Source organism: Pseudomonas sp. B37(2017) (genome assembly GCF_002112885.1).
GTDB lineage: Bacteria > Pseudomonadota > Gammaproteobacteria > Pseudomonadales > Pseudomonadaceae > Aquipseudomonas > Aquipseudomonas paraglycinae.
This window is the reverse complement of the sequence record NZ_NEIX01000003.1, coordinates 384,141-402,027: the sequence shown is the minus strand read 5'-3', so window position 1 is coordinate 402,027 and position 17,887 is coordinate 384,141. Positions and strand designations below refer to the sequence as shown.

Annotated in this window: 15 protein-coding genes; 7 read left to right on the top strand and 8 right to left on the bottom strand. The window is 62.2% G+C overall.

The window, feature by feature from the left end; translation table 11 throughout:
- Positions 1-27 precede the first annotated feature (27 nt).
- Both CAF90_RS11110 and CAF90_RS11105 read left to right on the top strand, forming a co-directional pair.
- On the top strand, positions 28-654 hold the full coding sequence (locus CAF90_RS11110; protein WP_007954174.1) for a glutathione S-transferase family protein: 627 nt from the start codon (positions 28-30) through the stop codon (positions 652-654).
- Between the two features lie 45 nt (positions 655-699).
- Positions 700-2,730 (top strand): pyridoxamine 5'-phosphate oxidase family protein, encoded by a 2,031-nt coding sequence (locus CAF90_RS11105; protein WP_085606304.1) that lies wholly within the window; start codon positions 700-702, stop codon positions 2,728-2,730.
- A 4-nt stretch (positions 2,731-2,734) separates the two neighbouring features.
- On the opposite strand, the gene CAF90_RS11100 is transcribed toward CAF90_RS11105, so the two are convergent.
- The 8 genes from CAF90_RS11100 to CAF90_RS11065 are packed head-to-tail and all read right to left on the bottom strand — an operon-like array spanning position 2,735 to position 11,720.
- Positions 2,735-3,865 (bottom strand): glycosyltransferase family 4 protein, encoded by a 1,131-nt coding sequence (locus tag CAF90_RS11100; protein ID WP_007954176.1) that lies wholly within the window; start codon positions 3,863-3,865, stop codon positions 2,735-2,737.
- Positions 3,866-4,996 (bottom strand): glycosyltransferase family 1 protein, encoded by a 1,131-nt coding sequence (locus tag CAF90_RS11095; protein WP_085606302.1) that lies wholly within the window; start codon positions 4,994-4,996, stop codon positions 3,866-3,868. It abuts the gene before it with no gap.
- Positions 4,980-6,347 (bottom strand): glycosyltransferase family 1 protein, encoded by a 1,368-nt coding sequence (locus CAF90_RS11090; RefSeq protein WP_085606300.1) that lies wholly within the window; start codon positions 6,345-6,347, stop codon positions 4,980-4,982. The genes CAF90_RS11095 and CAF90_RS11090 overlap by 17 nt, the downstream gene beginning before the upstream one ends.
- Complete coding sequence (locus tag CAF90_RS11085; RefSeq protein WP_085606298.1) at positions 6,344-7,594, bottom strand: ABC transporter ATP-binding protein; 1,251 nt, start codon at positions 7,592-7,594, stop codon at positions 6,344-6,346. The genes CAF90_RS11090 and CAF90_RS11085 overlap by 4 nt, the downstream gene beginning before the upstream one ends.
- Positions 7,594-8,391 (bottom strand): ABC transporter permease, encoded by a 798-nt coding sequence (locus CAF90_RS11080; RefSeq protein WP_085606296.1) that lies wholly within the window; start codon positions 8,389-8,391, stop codon positions 7,594-7,596. The genes CAF90_RS11085 and CAF90_RS11080 overlap by 1 nt, the downstream gene beginning before the upstream one ends.
- The gene (locus CAF90_RS11075) at positions 8,392-9,834 is read right to left on the bottom strand and encodes a mannose-1-phosphate guanylyltransferase/mannose-6-phosphate isomerase (protein WP_085606293.1); all 1,443 of its coding nucleotides are present in this window, start codon (positions 9,832-9,834) and stop codon (positions 8,392-8,394) included.
- Positions 9,835-9,837: 3 nt separating this feature from the next.
- A complete protein-coding gene (gmd, locus tag CAF90_RS11070) occupies positions 9,838-10,809 on the bottom strand; it encodes a GDP-mannose 4,6-dehydratase (protein ID WP_007954189.1) in 972 nt (323 codons plus the stop codon).
- Positions 10,806-11,720, bottom strand: a complete 915-nt coding sequence (locus CAF90_RS11065; protein WP_007954191.1) for a GDP-mannose 4,6-dehydratase — start codon at positions 11,718-11,720, stop codon at positions 10,806-10,808. Before CAF90_RS11065 ends, gmd begins: the two co-directional genes overlap by 4 nt.
- A 426-nt stretch (positions 11,721-12,146) precedes the next feature.
- Between CAF90_RS11065 and CAF90_RS11060 the strand changes: the two genes are divergently transcribed.
- From CAF90_RS11060 to CAF90_RS11040, 5 genes are read left to right on the top strand one after another with little or no spacing between them, the layout of a single operon-like run.
- Positions 12,147-13,694 carry a glycosyltransferase family 4 protein gene (locus tag CAF90_RS11060; protein WP_256578434.1) on the top strand — a complete coding sequence of 516 codons (1,548 nt, stop codon included), beginning with the start codon at positions 12,147-12,149 and terminating at the stop codon, positions 13,692-13,694.
- The gene (locus CAF90_RS11055; RefSeq protein ID WP_085606289.1) at positions 13,688-14,992 is read left to right on the top strand and encodes a glycosyltransferase; all 1,305 of its coding nucleotides are present in this window, start codon (positions 13,688-13,690) and stop codon (positions 14,990-14,992) included. Before CAF90_RS11060 ends, CAF90_RS11055 begins: the two co-directional genes overlap by 7 nt.
- Complete coding sequence (locus CAF90_RS11050) at positions 14,989-15,885, top strand: class I SAM-dependent methyltransferase (RefSeq protein WP_085606287.1); 897 nt, start codon at positions 14,989-14,991, stop codon at positions 15,883-15,885. The genes CAF90_RS11055 and CAF90_RS11050 overlap by 4 nt, the downstream gene beginning before the upstream one ends.
- Positions 15,882-17,036 (top strand): acyltransferase, encoded by a 1,155-nt coding sequence (locus CAF90_RS11045; RefSeq protein WP_085606285.1) that lies wholly within the window; start codon positions 15,882-15,884, stop codon positions 17,034-17,036. The genes CAF90_RS11050 and CAF90_RS11045 overlap by 4 nt, the downstream gene beginning before the upstream one ends.
- The gene (locus CAF90_RS11040; RefSeq protein ID WP_007954201.1) at positions 17,030-17,848 is read left to right on the top strand and encodes a class I SAM-dependent methyltransferase; all 819 of its coding nucleotides are present in this window, start codon (positions 17,030-17,032) and stop codon (positions 17,846-17,848) included. The genes CAF90_RS11045 and CAF90_RS11040 overlap by 7 nt, the downstream gene beginning before the upstream one ends.
- The last annotated feature ends 39 nt before the right edge of the window (positions 17,849-17,887 follow it).

Sequence of the window (17,887 nt, the reverse complement as noted above, 5' to 3'; positions counted from 1 at the left end):
CGGCGCATTCGTTCAGCGGAGTCGACCATGCAAGCGATCAAACTCTACAACTTCCCGCGTTCCGGCCACGCCCATCGCGTCGAACTGATGCTGTCCCTGCTGCAATTGCCGACCGAGCTGGTGTTTGTCGATCTCGCCAAAGGCGAGCACAAACAGCCCGGTTACCTGGCCATCAACAGCTTCGGGCAAGTGCCGGCCATCGATGACAACGGCGTGGTGCTGGCCGACTCCAATGCAATTCTCGTCTACCTGGCTCAGAAATACGGCAACGGTCGCTGGTTGCCGACCGATCCGGTTGGCGCAGCGCACGTGCAGCGCTGGTTGTCGGCGGCTGCCGGGCCGATTGCTTTCGGGCCCGCCGCCGCACGCTTGATCACGGTGTTCGGGGCGAAGTTCAACGCCGAAGAAGTCATCACCCGTGCGCACAACTTTCTCAAGGTGATGGATGCGGAACTGGGCAAAACCCCGTACCTGACCGGCACTGAGCCTACCATCGCCGATGTCTCGGCCTACAGTTACATCGCCCATGCGCCGGAAGGCAATGTGTCGCTGGACGACTACGCCAACGTTCGCGCCTGGCTGGCGCGTATCGAAGCGTTGCCCGGTTTTGTCGGCATGCCGCGCACCGTCGCCGGCCTGCAAACCACTGCCTGACTTTGATCATCCACACTGCGCCGACGGTGCAGGGGAGAGGCCGAGATGGAACGTTCACCGTGGCACGCTGGCGAGCAACAGTTGCAGGCCCATGTCGGCGTTGCCGAACGAATGGCGGAATTCGGGCGTAAGGTGATTCGCACCTGGATGCCGGATCAGCACCGTCAGTTCTATCAGCAATTGCCGTTCATGCTGTACGGCGCGGTGGATGCCGAGGGCCGTCCCTGGGCCAGCCTGCTGGAGGGCGAACCGGGTTTCGCCCACTCTCCCGAGCCGACGCAACTGCAGTTCGCCAGTCTTCCGGCTGCCGATGATCCGGCGCAGTTGCAGGCCGGTGCCGCGATCGGATTGCTTGGCATCGAGCTGCATACTCGCCGGCGCAATCGGCTCAATGGCCATATTGTCAGCCTTGGTGCGGACGGTTTTGCGCTGACGGTGGATCAGTCGTTCGGCAACTGCCCGCAATACATTCAGTTGCGCCAGTTCCAGCGGGTACCACTGACGGATCCGCAGACCCGAAAGGCCGAACACCGTGACAGCCTCGATGACGCCGCCATTGCGATGATCGAAAGCGCCGACACCTTCTTCGTCGCCAGTTATGTTGATGTCGACGGTGAGCGCTCAGTCGATGTTTCCCACCGCGGCGGTCAGCCCGGTTTTGTGCGGATCGAAGGCAATCGCCTGACGATCCCGGATTTTGCCGGCAACCTGCACTTCAATACCCTCGGCAATCTGTTACTCAACCCCTTGGCCGGGTTGCTGTTCATCGACTTTTCCACAGGCGACGTGTTGCAGCTCAGCGGCCGTACCGAGGTGATTCTCGAGGGGCCGCAAATCGAAGCCTTCCAGGGCGCCGAACGGTTGTGGACATTTGAAGTGGAGAAACTGGTTCGACGTCCGGCGGCACTGGCTCTGCGCTGGCGCTTCGACGGTATGTCGCCCACCAGCCTGCTGACCGGCACCTGGGCCCAGGCCGATGCACGGTTACAGGCGCAGGCGCTGGGCGATGCCTGGCGTCCGATGCGCGTGACACGGATTGAAAAAGAAAGCCGCCACATCCGCTCGATTTATCTGGAGCCGGACGATGGCGCGGGTCTTCCGGTGTTTCTGGCCGGGCAGCATCTGCCGCTGCGGTTCAACCTCGATGGCGAGATGCACATCCGCACTTACAGCTTGTCGGGCGCGCCGTCGGATGATTTCTTCCGGATCAGCGTGAAACGCGAAGGGCGGGTATCGACGCACCTTCATGAGGAGATTAGCGTCGGTGATGTGCTGGAGGCGCGATCGCCCCAGGGGCATTTCACCGTGGCCGCGCTGGAGCGCAAGCCATTGGTGCTGCTCGCCGCCGGCGTCGGCATCACGCCGTTGCTGTCGATGCTGCGTGAGGTGGTGTATCAGGGCCTGCGGACACGGCGGATTCGTCCGACATTGTTTGTTCAGAGTTCCCGCAGCCTCGCCGATCAGCCGTTTCGCGCGGAGCTGGACCGGTTGCTGGAAGATGCCGGTGACGCCGTGAAGGTGCTGCGAGTGCTCAGCCAGCCGGAGGACGATCTGGTGCAAGGCGAGGATTACGATATTCGTGGTCGCATTGATGGCGACCTGTTGCGAAACCTGCTGACGCTGGAAGATTTTGATCAGGTCGACTTCGTGCTCTGTGGCCCCGGCGGTTTTACCCAGGGTCTCTACGACACGTTGCGTGAACTGGATGTGCGGGATGGACAGATCCATGCGGAAACCTTTGGCCCTTCGACCCTCAAGCGCCAGCCCGATCCGGATGCGATCGTGATCGAGCAATTGCCCGCCGCGACCACGTCGGTGCCGGTGCTGTTCGAGCGTTCGGCCAAGGAAGCGCGTTGGCAGCCCGACGGCGGCAGTTTGCTGGAATTGGCGGAAAGCCGCGGCCTGCGCCCGGAATTCAGTTGCCGCGGTGGTTCGTGCGGCACCTGCAAGACGCGGCTGATCAGCGGCGCGGTGAATTATCCACAGCCTCCGGCGGAAGTGCCGGAGGAGGGGCAGGTACTGATTTGCTGCGCGGTGCCGGCGCAGAGTGCCCAGCCGCTGGTGCTGGATCTGTAACGGATCAGGCGTAGGACAACGCCTTTTCCTCCAGCAGCTCCTGATACAACTCGGTCCACTTGCGGCCCATTTCGTCGGCTGTGAATAAATGCCGATAGCGGGCCTCAGCCTTGAGGCCCATTTCGGCGGCGCGGGCCGGGTTTTCCCACAGGGTGCGCATCGCTTCGCGAAACGCCTGTGGATGACTCGGTGGCACCACCAGTCCCGTCTCGTTGTGGATATTGATGTAGCTGGTGCCGGTGCCGATCTCGCTGGAGATCATCGGTTTGCCGTACATCGCGCCTTCCAGCAGCGAAATGCCGAACGCTTCCGAGCGCAGGTGCGACGGGAAGACGATCGCGTAGCTCAGTTGCAGCAGGGCGACCTTGTCTTCATCGCTCAAACGGCCGAGGAAGTGAATGTTGCGCAGGCCCAGCGCGGCGGCCTGGGCGTGCAGTTCCTGTTCCAATGGGCCGGCACCGACGATCACCACCGGGTAGTCCACATCCTTCAATGCATCGAGCAGGATGTGCAGGCCTTTGTAATAGCGCATCACCCCGACAAACAGGAAAAACTTATCCCCAAGCTGCTGGCGCCAGCGGTTCATGCGCTCGACGTCGGGCTGTGGATAACCGGCCTTGTTCAAGCCATACGGGATGACGCGGGTCTTGTCCTGGAATTGCTGCAATACATCGCTGGTGTGCAGGTAGTTCGGCGAAGCCGCGACAATCCGGTCGGCACTGGCGAGGAAGCGGTTCATCAGCGGGCGATAGAGTTTGAGCAGGTGCTTCTGGCGAATGATGTCCGAGTGGTACGTCACCACCGTCGGTTTGTTCACGCCGCTGGCGAAGTGCACCAGATCCATGAATGGCCACGGGAAGTGATAGTTGATCACGTCGGCTTCGGCGGCCAGTTCGCGAAACTGCTTGAACACGCTCCAGGAAAAACCCGTGGAGGCGAACTGGATATCCAGTCTGGCCCGATGCACTTCGTGCTGGCCGAGGCGTACCACGGCTGGTTCGGGATTGGCGCTGAGAGTCAGCACCTGGCCGTCGATGCCGTGCTGGGCGCCACTCTCGCAGAGTTGAAAGATGACTTGCTCGATACCGCCGACCGAGTCAGGCAGGTACGTTTTGAAAAAATGCAGAACTCGCATTCAACCTCCCATGGCCTGGTGGTAGGCGCCGGCCGTGGCCTGCGCGCAACGCTTCCAGGAAAAAAGCCGTGCCTGCTGCAATCCGGCTTCCCGGCATGCCTGCCAGTGCGCTCGATCATCGATCAGTCGGCTCATCGCATCACGCAAGCCGTCTGCATCGTCAGCTTCAATATAGTTGCCGGCGTCCCCCGCCACTTCCGGCATGGCCGAAGAGCGGGTGAGTACCACCGGTGTGCCGCTGGCCATCGCTTCCAGCACCGGCAGGCCGAAACCTTCATACAGCGACGGAAAAATCAGCGCCCTGGCGCCGGCCAGCAATTGCGCGACTTGCTCATCGGGCAAGTAGCCGAGCAGGCACACGTGCCCGCAAGCCAGCGCTTGCTGCAATTCTTCACTGAACTGGTGGCGCTGCCAGCCGGCCATGCCGACGATCAACAACGGGAAACGCTGGCGCACCAGGTCTGGCAACAGCGCGTGGGCGCGCAGGGCCAGGTTCAGGTTCTTGCGCGGCTCCAGGGTGCCGACGCAGAGGAAATACTCCCGGAACTCGACCGCATGGGCCTTGAGCACCGCATCGATGTCTTGGGGCTCTCTGGGATGGAAACGCTCGGCGACCCCCAGCGGCGCGACCACGAATCGCTCGGCGGGCAATCCGAAATAGTCCCGGGCCTCGTCAGCGATGGCTTGCGAGTCAGTCAAAATGATCCGCGCCTGGCGTACGCCGTCGGCGAGCCGCCGTTCGATTTCCCGCAGCCGCGCCGGCGGCTGAGTCTCGGGGAAATGCAGGTGCGTGAGATCGTGCAGGGTAATCACGGTCGGGCCGTTGAAGGCCAGCGGCCACAGACTCGGTTCGTGATACAGATCGACCGGTTGCGCAGGGCCCTGATCGAAGCGTTTCTGCTCCAGCCAGCGGCGCGCCTGATAGGCGCCGGGGATCTGCCGCAGCAATGGCGTCAGGCGCGAATAACCGGGCATCGCCGCTTCCGGCAGTTGCGAGCTCCAGCCCCAGCCATGGAACAGCGCCATCTCGATATCGGTTTCAGCGTGCAAGGCATTCACCAGTTCGGCCACGTAATGGCCAATGCCGGTGCGCGGCGCCTGGAGGATTCGGGCGTTAAGGGCTATGCGCATGTTGCCTCGCTGGCACCTGAGGCGCCTCCAGCACATGGCGCGCGGTACGCTCGGCCAGTTGCGCGCTGGCTTCACGCCAGCCGATCCATTGCCAGTCGCTGACATCGCGGGCGGCGGGGAATCGACCGTTGCGCTCAAAGGTCTGCACCAGCTCGGCGAGACTTTGCGGCGATTGCAGATCGAAATACGCCATGAATTCACCGCCAATCTCGCGGAACACCGGGATGTCGCTGCCCATCGCCGGCAACCCGCGCTGCATGGCTTCCACTAGTGGCAGGCCGAAACCTTCGACGAACGACGGAAACACCAGCGCGCTGGCATGGGCGTAGGCGTGTTCGAGGCTGGTGTCGCTCAAGTCGTTGAACATGAACAGGCGCCGGTTCAGCTCGGGATGATGGCGGATCCGGGCGAGCAGCGCGTCGCACTTCCAGCCAACGCGCCCGGCAATGCACAACCGGGCTTTCGAGCCGTTCGCCCAGGCATGGTCGAAGGCATCCAGAAGATAGTCGTGGTTCTTGCGCGGCTCGATGGTGCTGACCATCAGGAACACCGGCTCCGGCGTGGCGAACAGCTGTTGCAGGCGCGGTTCGACGGCGGCTTCGACGCTTTGCAGATCCAGCTCCGAACCGAGATGAAAGTAGTCGAACCAGCGTTTGCCGACTTGTGCCGAACCAAGGCGACGTTGCAGTTCTGCATGCACCTGATCGCGCACCGTGGCGGAAATCGCCATGAAGCCGTCGGCATTGCGGGCGATCCAGTCGAACCACTCGCTGTACACCTCGACCAGCCGCGTGTCGTAGAACTGCGGGTGGGACAGGGGAATCAGGTCGTAGATCACCGCAACGATGCCCAGACCTTCGTGCTTGAGGCGCTCGGCATGAAGGAAAAAGTCAGAATGCCAGGACGAATCCAGCAGCACCAGTTGATCGCCCGGCTGGTGTTGCAGCGGTTCGCAGCGTTGAGGCAATTGATAGCGATTGACCTGCCCGACCAGCCGCAACGGTACTCCGAATGCACCGAACGAGGTCAGGCGATAGCCGACGTACAACAGGCGTCTTGCCAGTTTTGTGCGGCAACGCGTGTCCAGCCGCTGATGCAGTTGCCAGAAGCGATGGGCCAGCCGTTCCAGGCGTTCGCCAAACGTGACGATGGCATTGAACAGCGGCGAATCCAGCGGCGCCAGACGCTTCACACGGTATAGCTGGCCCTTGAGCAGAACCACCGGTACGCATTCGACGCCTTCGGCGCTCGGCGGCAACTGTTTGATGACGTTGCGTACCACCCGCTGAATCCCCGAATTGACCTTCGGGTGTTTGAACACGTGGGTGCATTCGACCAACAGGCGGGTCATGGCGCACGCTCCGCGAGGCTGTCCGCATGACGGGTGATCGAGGTGCTGGCGCCCAGCCAGGAACAGCCGACGAAATCTTCCCGACGGTTGTTGATCACGTGGAACACCAGGCCGTAGTCACGCCATTCGAAGTTGCGGTCCAGGTGCGAATCCAGCCGCGACAGGCTCAGGGCGATTGAATAGTTGCCCTTGCCCAGGCCCATGACGAAAGCGAAACGATAGGTGATGCGCTCGCCTGCGCGCAGGTCATCCAGCGCCTGATTCTGGCGATGGGTGTTGATGCCGTACATGGCCTGGCCCAGGCGATCCTTGATCATGAAGCCGAGCACCAGCCGTTCGATGTCCTGGCGAATCTCCACTTCAACTTCGAGTGTGACCGGCTGACCGACTTCGGCGGCTTCGATCGAACGTTCGCGTTCGTCGAGCAGGCGCACGCTGAGGATCCCGGCCTCGCCGGTGCCGGACACGGTACGCACCTGGCCGCCGTCGAGCAGTTCCTGGCGCACGGTCTGGCCTTCGCGTTCGGCGAGCAGGGCGTTGTAGTAATCCATGACCGCTTCGGGCTTGTCGTGCATGACCATGTGGCCGCCTTCGAGCAGGATCGCCGAGTCGCAGATCGACTGGATCGCCGAGCGGTCATGGGAAACGATCAGCAGCGTAGTGCCGGCTTTGCGGAAGCTGCGGATGCGGTCGAAGCTCTTGTGCTGAAAGTAGGCGTCGCCCACCGACAGCGCCTCGTCGACGATCAGAATGTCGGGGCGGCGCGCGGTGGCGACGCTGAAGGCCAGGCGCATCTGCATGCCGCTGGAATAGGTGCGCACCGGGTGATCGATGGCCTCGCCGATTTCCGCAAAGCGTTCGATGTCGGGCATCAGTGCTTCGATGTCTTCGACCTGCATGCCCAGCAGTTGCCCGGCCATCACCGCATTCTGTCGACCGGTGAAGTCCGGGTGAAACCCCATGCCCAGTTCCAGCAGCGCCGCGACCCGGCCCTCGAGCTGGATCTGGCCGCAGGTGGGTTGAGTGGTGCCGGTGATCATTTTCAACAGGGTGCTTTTGCCGGCGCCGTTGACCCCGACAATGCCCACCGCTTCACCGGGGGCGATTTCGAAATTCACGTCCTGCAGCACCCAGTGCTGGCGATGACGCATGGGCGAAAACGGAATCAGCCATTCGGCCAGACGGCTCCAGCGAGTGGGGTACTGCTTGTAGGCCTTGCCCAGGCCGGAGACGCGTATGTGCCCCATCAGAGTTCATCCACCATTTCGCCGACCCGGCGGCGGAACAGGCGCAGGCCGACCGCGCACAACAGCAGGCCGATCACGAAGATCGGCACCAGCGAACTCCACACCGGCCACTGACCGTAGAGAAACAGGTTCTGGTAACTGCCGATCAGGTTGGTCAGCGGATTGAGCTGCAGCAGGCGCTGCACCCACTCGGGCAGGATGCTCAGCGGGTACACGATCGGCGTCAGCCAGAACCAGAATTGCAGGCAGATGGCGAACAATTGCCCGACATCGCGAAAGAACACGTTAAGCACGCCGAGGATCATCCCCAGCCCGGCGCAGAACAGCACTTGCAGCGCCAGCAGCGGTGCGAGTGCCAACAGGGCCATGCCCGGCCAGCGTCCGGTGATCAACAGAAAACCGAGGAACAGGCCGATGATGATCGCGAAGTTGATGCCGGCATTGAGCAGCACGATCACCGGCAGACACAGGCGCGGGAAGCTGATTTTCTTCAGCAGGTTGGCGTTTTCCAGAAACATGTTCTGGCTGCGCAGGGTGATTTCCGAGAACAGGCCCCAGGTCAGCAGCCCGGCACACAGGTAGACGCTGTAGGCCATGCCGTCGTCCACGCCGGGCAGACGGGCGCGCATGATGTGGGAAAAGATCACCGTATACACGATGATCATCGACAGCGGGTTGAGTACCGTCCACAGCGCGCCGAACAGCGAATTGCGATACCGCGCTTGAAACTCCCGCTTGACGCTACCGAGGATGAAACCCCGGTAGTCGTGCAGCGAGCGGTACAGGGAAAGCAGCATTCACACCGTCCTGCCATATTGGTCTTCGAAGCGGACGATGTCGTCCTCTCCCAGGTATTCGCCACTTTGCACTTCGATGATCACCAGGTCGATCACGCCGGGGTTCTCCAGACGATGCTTGTGACCGGCGGCGATGAACGTTGATTCGTTTTTCGCCACCAGGGTCGTGCCGCTGCCGTTGTTGGTGACCTTGGCCATGCCTTCGACCACCACCCAGTGCTCATTGCGGTGATGGTGCATCTGCAACGACAGCTTGCCGCCGGGTTTGACCACGATGCGTTTGATCTTGAAGCGCGGGCCTTCCTCGAGCACGGTGTAGGTGCCCCACGGACGGCTGACCGTACGATGCAGGCGATAGGCCTCGTGGGATTTGTCCTTGAGCTGCTTGGCCACCCGCCGCACATCCTGCGCACGGTCGGCATGGGCCACCAGCACAGCGTCGGCGGTGTCGATGACGATCAGGTCTTCCACACCCACAGCGGCCACCAGCCGGCCTTCGCTTTGAACGAAGTTATTGCGGCTGTCGATGAAGATCGCTTCGCCGCTCGCACGGTTGTTATCCGCGTCGGCCGGCACCAGCGCGGCGACCGCGCCCCACGAACCGATGTCGCTCCAGTCGAAACCGGCGGGCACCACCACGACTTTCTCCGAACGCTCCATCAAGGCGTAGTCGATGGAAATGTCGGTGATCTCGGCGAATAGCTGCGGCGACAGTTCCTGTTGCAGATAACCCGTGGTTTCCAGCGGTTCGCTGGCGGCCATGCAGGCGCGGGTCTGCTCCAGCAGCTCGGAGGCGTGCAGCTCCAGCTCGGCGATCAGGGTCGCGGTGGTGAAGCAGAACATCCCCGAGTTCCACAGGAAGTTGCCGCTTTCCAGGTAATGGGTGGCGGTTTGGAGATCGGGTTTTTCCACAAAACGCTGCACTTTGGCCGCGCCTCTGGCATCCAGCGGCGCTCCTGTTTCTATGTAGCCGAAGCCGGTTTCCGGGGTAGTCGGCACTACGCCGAAGGTCACCAGATAACCGTCCTTCGCCAGGTTGACCGCGTGCTCGACTGCACTCTTGAGCGCGTCTTCATTGACGATCAAATGGTCGGCGGGCATCACCACCATGATTGCCGCATCACCGTGCAGGGCTTGCAGCGACAGTGCTGCCGCCGCGATGGCCGGCGCGGTGTTGCGTCCGGTGGGCTCGAGCAGGAAGTGCCCGCGATGCCGGGACAGGCGCGCGGCCTGATAGTGATCCTTGCTCTGGAAGTAGTACTCGCGATTGGTCACCGTGACGATGTCGCCCCAGCCGTCCAGCAGCGCGGCGGCGCGGCGGTAGGTCTTGCCCAGCAGCGACTGGCCGTCGGGCAGGGTCATGAACGGCTTGGGATGGCCCTCGCGGGACACCGGCCACAAACGGGTGCCGGCACCGCCGGACAGAATCACGGGGATCAGCATGGCCTACTCCTTGGCGACGCGTTTCATGTCCGCATCCATCATCATGCGGATCAGGGTGTCGAGGTCGGTCTTGGGTTTCCAGCCGAGCACGCGCTGGGCCTTGGCCGGGTTGCCGAGCAGCACTTCGACTTCAGCCGGGCGGAAGAACGCCGGATCGATCTTCACGTAGTCGCGGTAGTTGAGACCGACATGATCGAAGGCGATGCGGCACATCTCGCGCACGGTGGTGGTGACGCCGGTGGCGACCACGAAATCGTCAGGCTTGTCCTGTTGCAGCATCAGCCACATGGCCTCGACGTAATCGCCAGCGAAGCCCCAGTCGCGCTTGGCGTCGATGTTGCCCAGGGCCAGCTCCTGCTGTTTGCCCTGCTTGATCCGGGCTGCCGCATCGGTGACCTTGCGGGTCACGAATTCGATGCCGCGCAGTGGCGATTCATGGTTGAACAGAATGCCGCTGCTGGCGTGCAGGTTGAAGCTTTCGCGGTAGTTGACGGTGATCCAGTGACCATAGAGCTTGGCCACGCCGTAAGGGCTGCGCGGGTAGAACGGGGTGTTCTCGTCCTGCTGCTCGGCCTGGATCAGGCCGAACATTTCGCTGGTGGAAGCCTGATAGAAACGCGTGTGCGGGCTGAACTGACGGATCGCTTCGAGCAGGTGAGTCACGCCCAGGCCATCGACGATGCCGGTGGTCACCGGTTGGTCCCAGGAAGCCGCGACGAAGCTTTGGGCCGCCAGGTTATACACCTCGTCCGGTGCCGACTTGATCACCGCGCGCTGCACCGAGCAGGCGTCGGCCATGTCGCCGTCCAGGTAAACGATGTCGGCTTCAACGCCCATCTCGCGCAGACGCCATCGCGAGTCGCTGCTGCGTCGTGCCACCAGGCCGTGAACCTTGTAACCCTTGTCGAGCAACAGTCTGGCCAGATAGGCGCCGTCCTGGCCGGTAATCCCTGTGATCAATGCACTTTTTGTCATTCTTGTCGTACTCGCGTCTCCCAGTCGGACAGGATCGCCCGCAGGGATTGTTGTGTAGTGATTTTCGGCGTCCATCCTGTGGTTCGGGCCAGCCGTTGATGGCTGCCACAAACGCGACGCTGATCTGCGCGGCGCATGCGCGCCGGGTCCTGAACCAGTTGCAGCTCGACCTCGGCCAGGTCGCCCATCTGTTCGATGAGGCTGCGGATGCTTTGCTCACGACCTGAGCAAATGTTGTAGACCTGTCCTGGCGTGCCTTTTTCCAGCAACGCGAAGTAGGCCGAAACCACGTCGCCGACATCTAGGAAATCGCGGGTGACATCGATGTCACCGACTTCCAGTTGCGGCGCTTGCAGGCCTTGTTTGATGCGGTTGATCTGTCGCGCGGCGCTGGCGATGACGAAGCTTTCTTTCTGCCCGGTGCCGATGTGGTTGAACGGGCGCGCCACCAGCACCGGCCAGCCTTCGCTCAACCCCCATTGCAGGCTGAGAAATTCGGCCGACAGTTTGCTCACTGCATAAGGATTGCGCGGGCAGGGTGGTTGTTGTTCGGTGATCGGCAGTGCGGGTTCTTCAACCTGGCCGTAGACGTCGCCCGAGCTGACATACAGGAACGTACCCTTGAAGCCCCGGGCCTTGAGTGCCTGCAACAGGTTCAAGGTGCCATGCAGATTGATATCGAAGGTGCGTGCCGGATCGCGAAAGGCTTCGGGAACGAAGGTCTGGCCAGCCAGGTGAATGACCGCATCGGGCAGCTGAGGCCACAGGTCGATGAGGCTGGCCGGTTTTGTCAGGTCGTAGGGTGAGGCGGCAGGCAGCAGCTCCCACGACGCGTCTTCCCCTTGCAGACGTGACTGGATGTGTTGTCCCACGAATCCACTGAGACCCGTGATGAACAGACTTTTTTTCAAACAGCGACCCCTTGGTCTTTAACTTTCACCACTTCCCACAGGCTTTAAGGGAATGTCTGTCAGACCGAGAGAAAAATCCGGCAGAACGACGGGTGAAGCCGTTGTTGTAGTTGTTTGGTTGCCAATCTGTGCCAATTGCGCAGCAATTTCAACCGGCCAAACCGTGACTGGTCAGTTCTCGTCAGAGTAGTCGGGTTTTTCTCGCCGGGCGGTTCCCGAATCCTCGGCGGATGTGTTTAGAATGCCCCTCGTCGCGATCCCCGGCGGCATTTCGCAAGGATCGTGCGACAGGGTCAAACCGAACATTAAAACAAGAACAGAGACGTGCCCGATGACGCAGGACGAACACCGCTGATACCGGTTCGATCCGACGCCCGGCCGTCATAGCGTGAAGTTGCCGGGATGGCGGTTTCACCGTGGGATGCCATGAATTTCATTCTCTACTCGGACGTCAACGACCGCTCCATCAGCCAGAGTCTCGGGCGTCCCGAATACAGCTACTACTTCGTGCTCAAGGCCTATCGCCCGGTGCTGGAAAGCCTGGGTCGGGTGCATGTGGTATCCAGCCGCGCCGAAGTCGATCCACTCTATCGAGCACTGCTCGGTGCCGGTGAAAGCAGCGTTTTCCTGTCATTCACGCCGCCGCAAAATACGCCGACCGACCTTGAATGCCCGACGATCTGCGTGATCGCATGGGAGTTCGATTCGATCCCCGGCGAGTCGTGGGACGATGATCCGCGCCACGACTGGACGCAGATGCTCGCACGACAGGGACGGGTCATCACGCTCTCGAGCCACACCGCCCGCGCGATTCGCCGCGCCATGGGCGAGGACTTTCCGGTACTCGTACTGCCGACGCCCTTGTGGGAAAACTTCGCCGCCATTCGTGAGCAGCACGTCAGTGCGCCGATCAATCCAGGCGCGACCCTGGCGATCAAGGGCTGCATTTTCGACAGCCGTACGCTGGGACTGTCTGCCGACGATTTGCTGCCCAAACCGCTGACCGCCGAACAACTGGCTGAAATCGAGGCACTGCGCCCGCCACCGCTGACGGTCAAACGACGCCTGGTCATTGCCCGTCACTATCTGCGTCTGTGGAGGCTGGGCGCGGGTGAAGAACGGGTGAAATTCCTGCACCACTGGTACTGGGAAGGTGTGCAGGATCTGCTGTCGGACAGCGCACACGCCTGGCTTGAAAAACGTTTCCCGGCCATCGCCGCTCCGCATGCGGTGGCGGTGGTCGAGCCACCCCCGCTGGATCTGCCGGACACCTCTTCTGTGGTCGAGACCGCGGTGGAAGGCGTGATCTACGTCACCGTGTTCAACCCCAAAGACGGGCGCAAGAACTGGCACCACCTGATCACCGCGTTCTGCTGGGCCTTTCGCGAAACGCCTGACGCGACGCTGGTGCTGAAGATTACCCAGAACGATCTGGCGTCCTACTACAGCGAACTGATGACCCTGCTCGCGCAACTGACACCGTTCGCCTGCCGGGTGCTGGTGATGCACGGTTATCTGGACGATGCGCAATACGCGCGGCTCTACCAGGCTGCGAGTTTCTACGTAAACGCCTCACGCTGCGAAGGCCTGTGCCTGCCATTGATGGAGTTCATGTCCAGCGGCAAACCGGTGATCGCCCCGGACCACACGGCCATGGAAGATTACATCGACGACACGGTGGCTTTCGTCGTGCAATCCAGCGAAGAGCTGACGATCTGGCCCCAGGACACCCGCATCATCTACCGCACCCTGCGCTATCGGCCGGACTGGGCTTCGCTCAAAAGCGCCTATGAGCACAGCTACCGGATGGCCAAGGCACAGCCGCAGGAATACGCGCGCATGTCTGCCGCCGCTGTCGAACGCATGCACGACTACTGCGCGTTCGCTCCGGTGCAGCGGCGCATGGCGGACTTTTTCGGCCTCGTGCCGCTGGCTGCCGATGCCGCCCCTGTGACGGACAACGCCTCATGCTGATCATCATTCATTCGGAAACCAACCAGCACACCATCGCGCAGAACCTGGGGCGTTCGGAGTACAGCTATTACTTCGTGCTCAAGGAGTACCGGCCGGTGCTCGAACGTCTTGGGCGTGTGGTGGAAGTCGTCGATCCGGCGCGCGAAGTCGATGCGTTGTATCTGGAATGCCTGTCCCGTGGCGAGCCCTGCGTGTTCCTGTCGTTCTCGCCGCCGCACCGCACGCCGATCCACCTGGCATGCCCGACGTTGCCGGTGTTCGCCTGGGAATTCAGCACCATCCCCAACGAACCCTTCGACAACGAGCCGCGCAATGACTGGCGCACAGTGCTCCGGGCCTGCGGCGCGGCGATCACCCATTCCACCTACACGGTCAACGCCGTGCGCGAAGCCATGGGCGCCGATTACCCGATTGTCGCGGTGCCCGCGCCGGTGTGGGATCGCTTCGCGGCCCGGGGCGTGCAGCTTCAGGGGCAGCCCTCGACAGGTCCGGTGCGCCTGACGATCAAGGGGCTGGTCGCTGACAGTCGTCAGCTCGATCTCGACGCGTTCGGCCCGAAACACCTGCGCCGTGGCAAGGGCATCGATTTCCAGGCACCGGTGCGCGAGCAGGAGCTGCTGCTGGACGGTGTCGTCTACACATCGGTGTTCAATCCCGGTGACGGGCGCAAGAACTGGGAAGACATGCTCAGCGCTTTCTGCGTGACATTCCGCGACGTCGAAGACGCGACGCTGGTGCTCAAGCTCACGCACCACGATGCTGAAGAAGCGCTCGGCGACATTCTTCATCACCTGTACAAAAACCAGTCCTACCGCTGCCGCATCGTGCTGATTTATGGCTACCTCGCGGACGCGGACTACGAGCGTCTGGTGCAGGCCACCCGTTACGTGGTGAACACTTCCTACGGCGAAGGCCAGTGCCTGCCGCTGATGGAATTCATGTCCTGCGGCAAACCGGCCGTGGCGCCGCGCACCACGGCGATGATCGATTACCTGAACACCGACAACGCGTTCCTGGTCGAGTCCACCGATGAACTTACCGCCTGGCCTCACGACCCGCGCAAGGCGTTCCGCACATTGCGCTACATGACCAATTGGGCGTCGGTCTGTGTGGCCTATCGCGACAGCTATGCAGTGGCGAAGAACGATCCCGGGCGTTATGCGCAAATGTCGGCGCAAGCCGTTGCCAGTCTCCAGGCGTTCTGCAGTCAGGCGGTGGCCGAGCAGCGTTTGCGTGATTTCCTCGCTCAAGTGCAGGAATCTCGCGCTGTCGCTGCAACGGAAGCCACGGGCACATGATCCGCGCATTGCTGAGGCGTTTGCGTCCGGTGGCGCGATCGTTGCCGGTCTCTTTGCCGGTTGCTGCGCCTGAACCGCTGGCTGCCGGCGTGTCGCCGCGGGACGTCGGCCTGCACGACGCCATGCTCGACGGCTGGTTTCACGGCGACAGTGGCGAGTTGCTCAAGGGCTTTGCCATCGATGCGGACGACACCCTCCTCGACGTGGGTTGCGGTGAGGGCGTGGCGACATTGTTTGCCGTGCGCCAGGGCGCCTCGGTGATCTTCACCGACAGCGAACACGACAAGGTGCGCGATCTTGCCCGGCAAGTCGAAGCGCAGAGCCGCAAGGCCAGCCTCGGCCTGGTCAGCAACAGCCTGCCACTGCCGCTGAGCGACGGCTGTGCGAGCAAGGTCGTGTGCATGGAAGTGCTGGAGCACATCGATCAGCCCGAGCCGTTCATGGCCGAGCTGGTGCGCATGGGCCGTCCCGGTGCGCTGTACCTGCTCAGTGTGCCGGCGCCGGTGGGCGAGCATTTGCAGCAGGGCATTGCCCCGGCGGGTTATTACCAGTCACCCAACCATGTGCAGATCTTCACCCCGGAACGCTTCGCGGCACTGGTGGAGGATGCCGGCCTGGTGATCGAGCATCGCCAGGCCACGGGGTTTTTCTGGGTCATGGGCATGATCTTTTTCTGGGCCAGCGAACGGGCTGCCGGACGTGACCTCGGCGGGGCCGTGCGCGACCGGATCCAGGCGCCGTATCCACCATTGATGGAGAGTTGGGCCAGAACCTGGCAGGACTTGCTGGCGCAGCCCGATGGCTTGGCGATCAAACAGATGCTCGACCGTTTCATGCCCAAGAGTCAGGTGATCATCGCCCGCAAACCGCTCGATGCAGGACGTGTGTCATGAGCGGCAAGCGGATCATGGACATCGAAGTCCTGCGCGCTGTCGCGGTACTCGGCGTGCTGTTTCATCACTTGCAGGGCAGCCTGTTCACCGACCCGGTGCCGCTGCTTGAAAGGGTTCATGCCTGGGCGCAGCCGTGGTGGGGCGTCGACCTGTTTTTTGCGATCTCCGGGTTTGTCATCGCCCGCAGCCTGATCCCGGCGCTGCGCGGCTGCAGCAATCGCCAGGAGTACTGGGAGCAGACGCGCAATTTCTGGCTGCGCCGGGCGTTTCGTCTTCTGCCGTCGGCCTGGCTGTGGCTGGCGCTGATGCTGCTGGCGTGCGTGTTTCTGAATCGATCAGGCGCGTTCGGCACGTGGTCCGCCAACGTCCAGGCCACCCTGGCCGGGGTGCTGCAGTACGCCAATTTCCGCTTTGCCGATGCGTTCTTTCATTACGAATACGGCAGTAGCTTCGTCTACTGGAGCCTGGCGCTGGAGGAGCAGTTCTACCTGTTGTTCCCGCTATTGATCATGCTGTGCCGCAAGCATCTGGTGTGGGCATTGCTGGCGCTGGTGGCGGTGCAATTGTTCACCGTGCGCACGCCGCTGCTGATGGTGATTCGTACCGATGCGCTGGCGCTGGGCGTGCTGTTGGCGATGTGGAGCGTGCAGCCCGGTTATCGCCGCTGGGAGCCGGTATTTCTGCGGCGGCCATGGGCCGGAGTGTTCGCGCTGGTCAGCCTCGGAGCGCTGCTGAGTTTCATGGCCACCGACCGTTTCACTTTTGCCGGTTACCGCATCGGGTCTATCGCCGTGCTCAGCGCCGTACTGGTGTGGATTGCTTCGTACGACCGCAATTACCTGCTGCCGGCCGGGGGCCTGCAACGACTGATGGCATGGATCGGCAGCCGCTCCTACGGCATTTACCTGATCCACATCCCGGCCTATCAACTGGTGCGGGAACTGACCTTCCGTTTGCAGGGCGCCGGTCTGCCGAGCCCGGCCGGGCATCCGATCGTGACGCTGCTGATAGCCGGTGGCCTGATCGTGCTGCTCAGCGAACTCAATTACCGCTTGATCGAAATGCCCATGCGCAATCGAGGCGCCACGCTGGTGAAACGCCTCGCCACCTCGCGAACCGTCGTCTCGTCCTCTGGAGCCACCTCATGCTGAGCCTTTTGAAAAAACTCACGGCGGCTCCGGCCCCCGCACAAGCTGTCGCACCGGTCGCCGACAAGGTGGACCCTTACATGCTCGGCCTGCACGACGCGATGCTCAGCGGCTGGTTCAACCAGGAAACCGGTGAGCTGTTCAAAGGCTTCCCGGTGACCGCTGATGACACCTTGCTCGACGTTGGCTGCGGCGACGGTGGCAACGTGCATTTCTGCGGCATGCGCGGGGCGAAGATCATCATTGCCGACATCGACGGCGCCAAGGTCGAAGCGACTCGCCAGCGCTTGAGCGATACGCCGGCGCGTGGCGTCGAATGCCATGTGACCGACTGCAATCCGCTGCCGATCGCCGATGGCACCGCCACTCGCGTGGTGTCCACTGAAGTCATCGAGCACGTCGACGATCCGGCGCAGTTCCTTGCCGAACTGGTGCGTGTCGGCCAGTCGGGCGCGTTGTATTTGCTGAGCGTGCCGCACCCCAGCTCCGAAGACCTGCAAAAGGACATTGCCGCGCCGGAGTATTTCCAGAAGCCCAACCACATTCGCATCATCAGCGAAGAGCAGTTCAAGGCGATGGTCAGCGAGGCGGGACTCGAGATCATCAGCCATAGCCAGTACGGCTTTTACTGGTCGATGTGGATGATGTTGTTCTGGGAAGCCAAGGTCGAATTCAGCAACCCGGATCATCCGCTGCTCAACCATTGGGCCGATACCTGGCAAGCGGTGCTCGACTCGCCGCGCGGCGCGCAGATCAAGCAGGCGCTGGATGCGGTGGTGGCGAAAAGTCAGGTCATCATTGCCCGCAAGCCCTGAGCGCTTTTGTGTAACCTTGCAGCCTGATGTCTCAGGGAT

What these genes read in the sequence shown, in the direction of transcription:
- CAF90_RS11040 (WP_007954201.1), top strand. Translation starts at nt 17,030, where the DNA reads ATGCTGAGCCTTTTGAAAAAACTCACGGCGGCTCCGGCCCCCGCACAA.
- CAF90_RS11105 (WP_085606304.1), top strand. Translation starts at nt 700, where the DNA reads ATGGAACGTTCACCGTGGCACGCTGGCGAGCAACAGTTGCAGGCCCAT.
- CAF90_RS11090 (WP_085606300.1), bottom strand. Translation starts at nt 6,347, where the DNA reads ATGACCCGCCTGTTGGTCGAATGCACCCACGTGTTCAAACACCCGAAG.
- CAF90_RS11095 (WP_085606302.1), bottom strand. Translation starts at nt 4,996, where the DNA reads ATGCGCATAGCCCTTAACGCCCGAATCCTCCAGGCGCCGCGCACCGGC.
- CAF90_RS11060 (WP_256578434.1), top strand. Translation starts at nt 12,147, where the DNA reads ATGAATTTCATTCTCTACTCGGACGTCAACGACCGCTCCATCAGCCAG.
- CAF90_RS11050 (WP_085606287.1), top strand. Translation starts at nt 14,989, where the DNA reads ATGATCCGCGCATTGCTGAGGCGTTTGCGTCCGGTGGCGCGATCGTTG.
- gmd (WP_007954189.1), bottom strand. Translation starts at nt 10,809, where the DNA reads ATGACAAAAAGTGCATTGATCACAGGGATTACCGGCCAGGACGGCGCC.
- CAF90_RS11055 (WP_085606289.1), top strand. Translation starts at nt 13,688, where the DNA reads ATGCTGATCATCATTCATTCGGAAACCAACCAGCACACCATCGCGCAG.
- CAF90_RS11110 (WP_007954174.1), top strand. Translation starts at nt 28, where the DNA reads ATGCAAGCGATCAAACTCTACAACTTCCCGCGTTCCGGCCACGCCCAT.
- CAF90_RS11100 (WP_007954176.1), bottom strand. Translation starts at nt 3,865, where the DNA reads ATGCGAGTTCTGCATTTTTTCAAAACGTACCTGCCTGACTCGGTCGGC.
- CAF90_RS11045 (WP_085606285.1), top strand. Translation starts at nt 15,882, where the DNA reads ATGAGCGGCAAGCGGATCATGGACATCGAAGTCCTGCGCGCTGTCGCG.
- CAF90_RS11080 (WP_085606296.1), bottom strand. Translation starts at nt 8,391, where the DNA reads ATGCTGCTTTCCCTGTACCGCTCGCTGCACGACTACCGGGGTTTCATC.
- CAF90_RS11085 (WP_085606298.1), bottom strand. Translation starts at nt 7,594, where the DNA reads ATGGGGCACATACGCGTCTCCGGCCTGGGCAAGGCCTACAAGCAGTAC.
- CAF90_RS11075 (WP_085606293.1), bottom strand. Translation starts at nt 9,834, where the DNA reads ATGCTGATCCCCGTGATTCTGTCCGGCGGTGCCGGCACCCGTTTGTGG.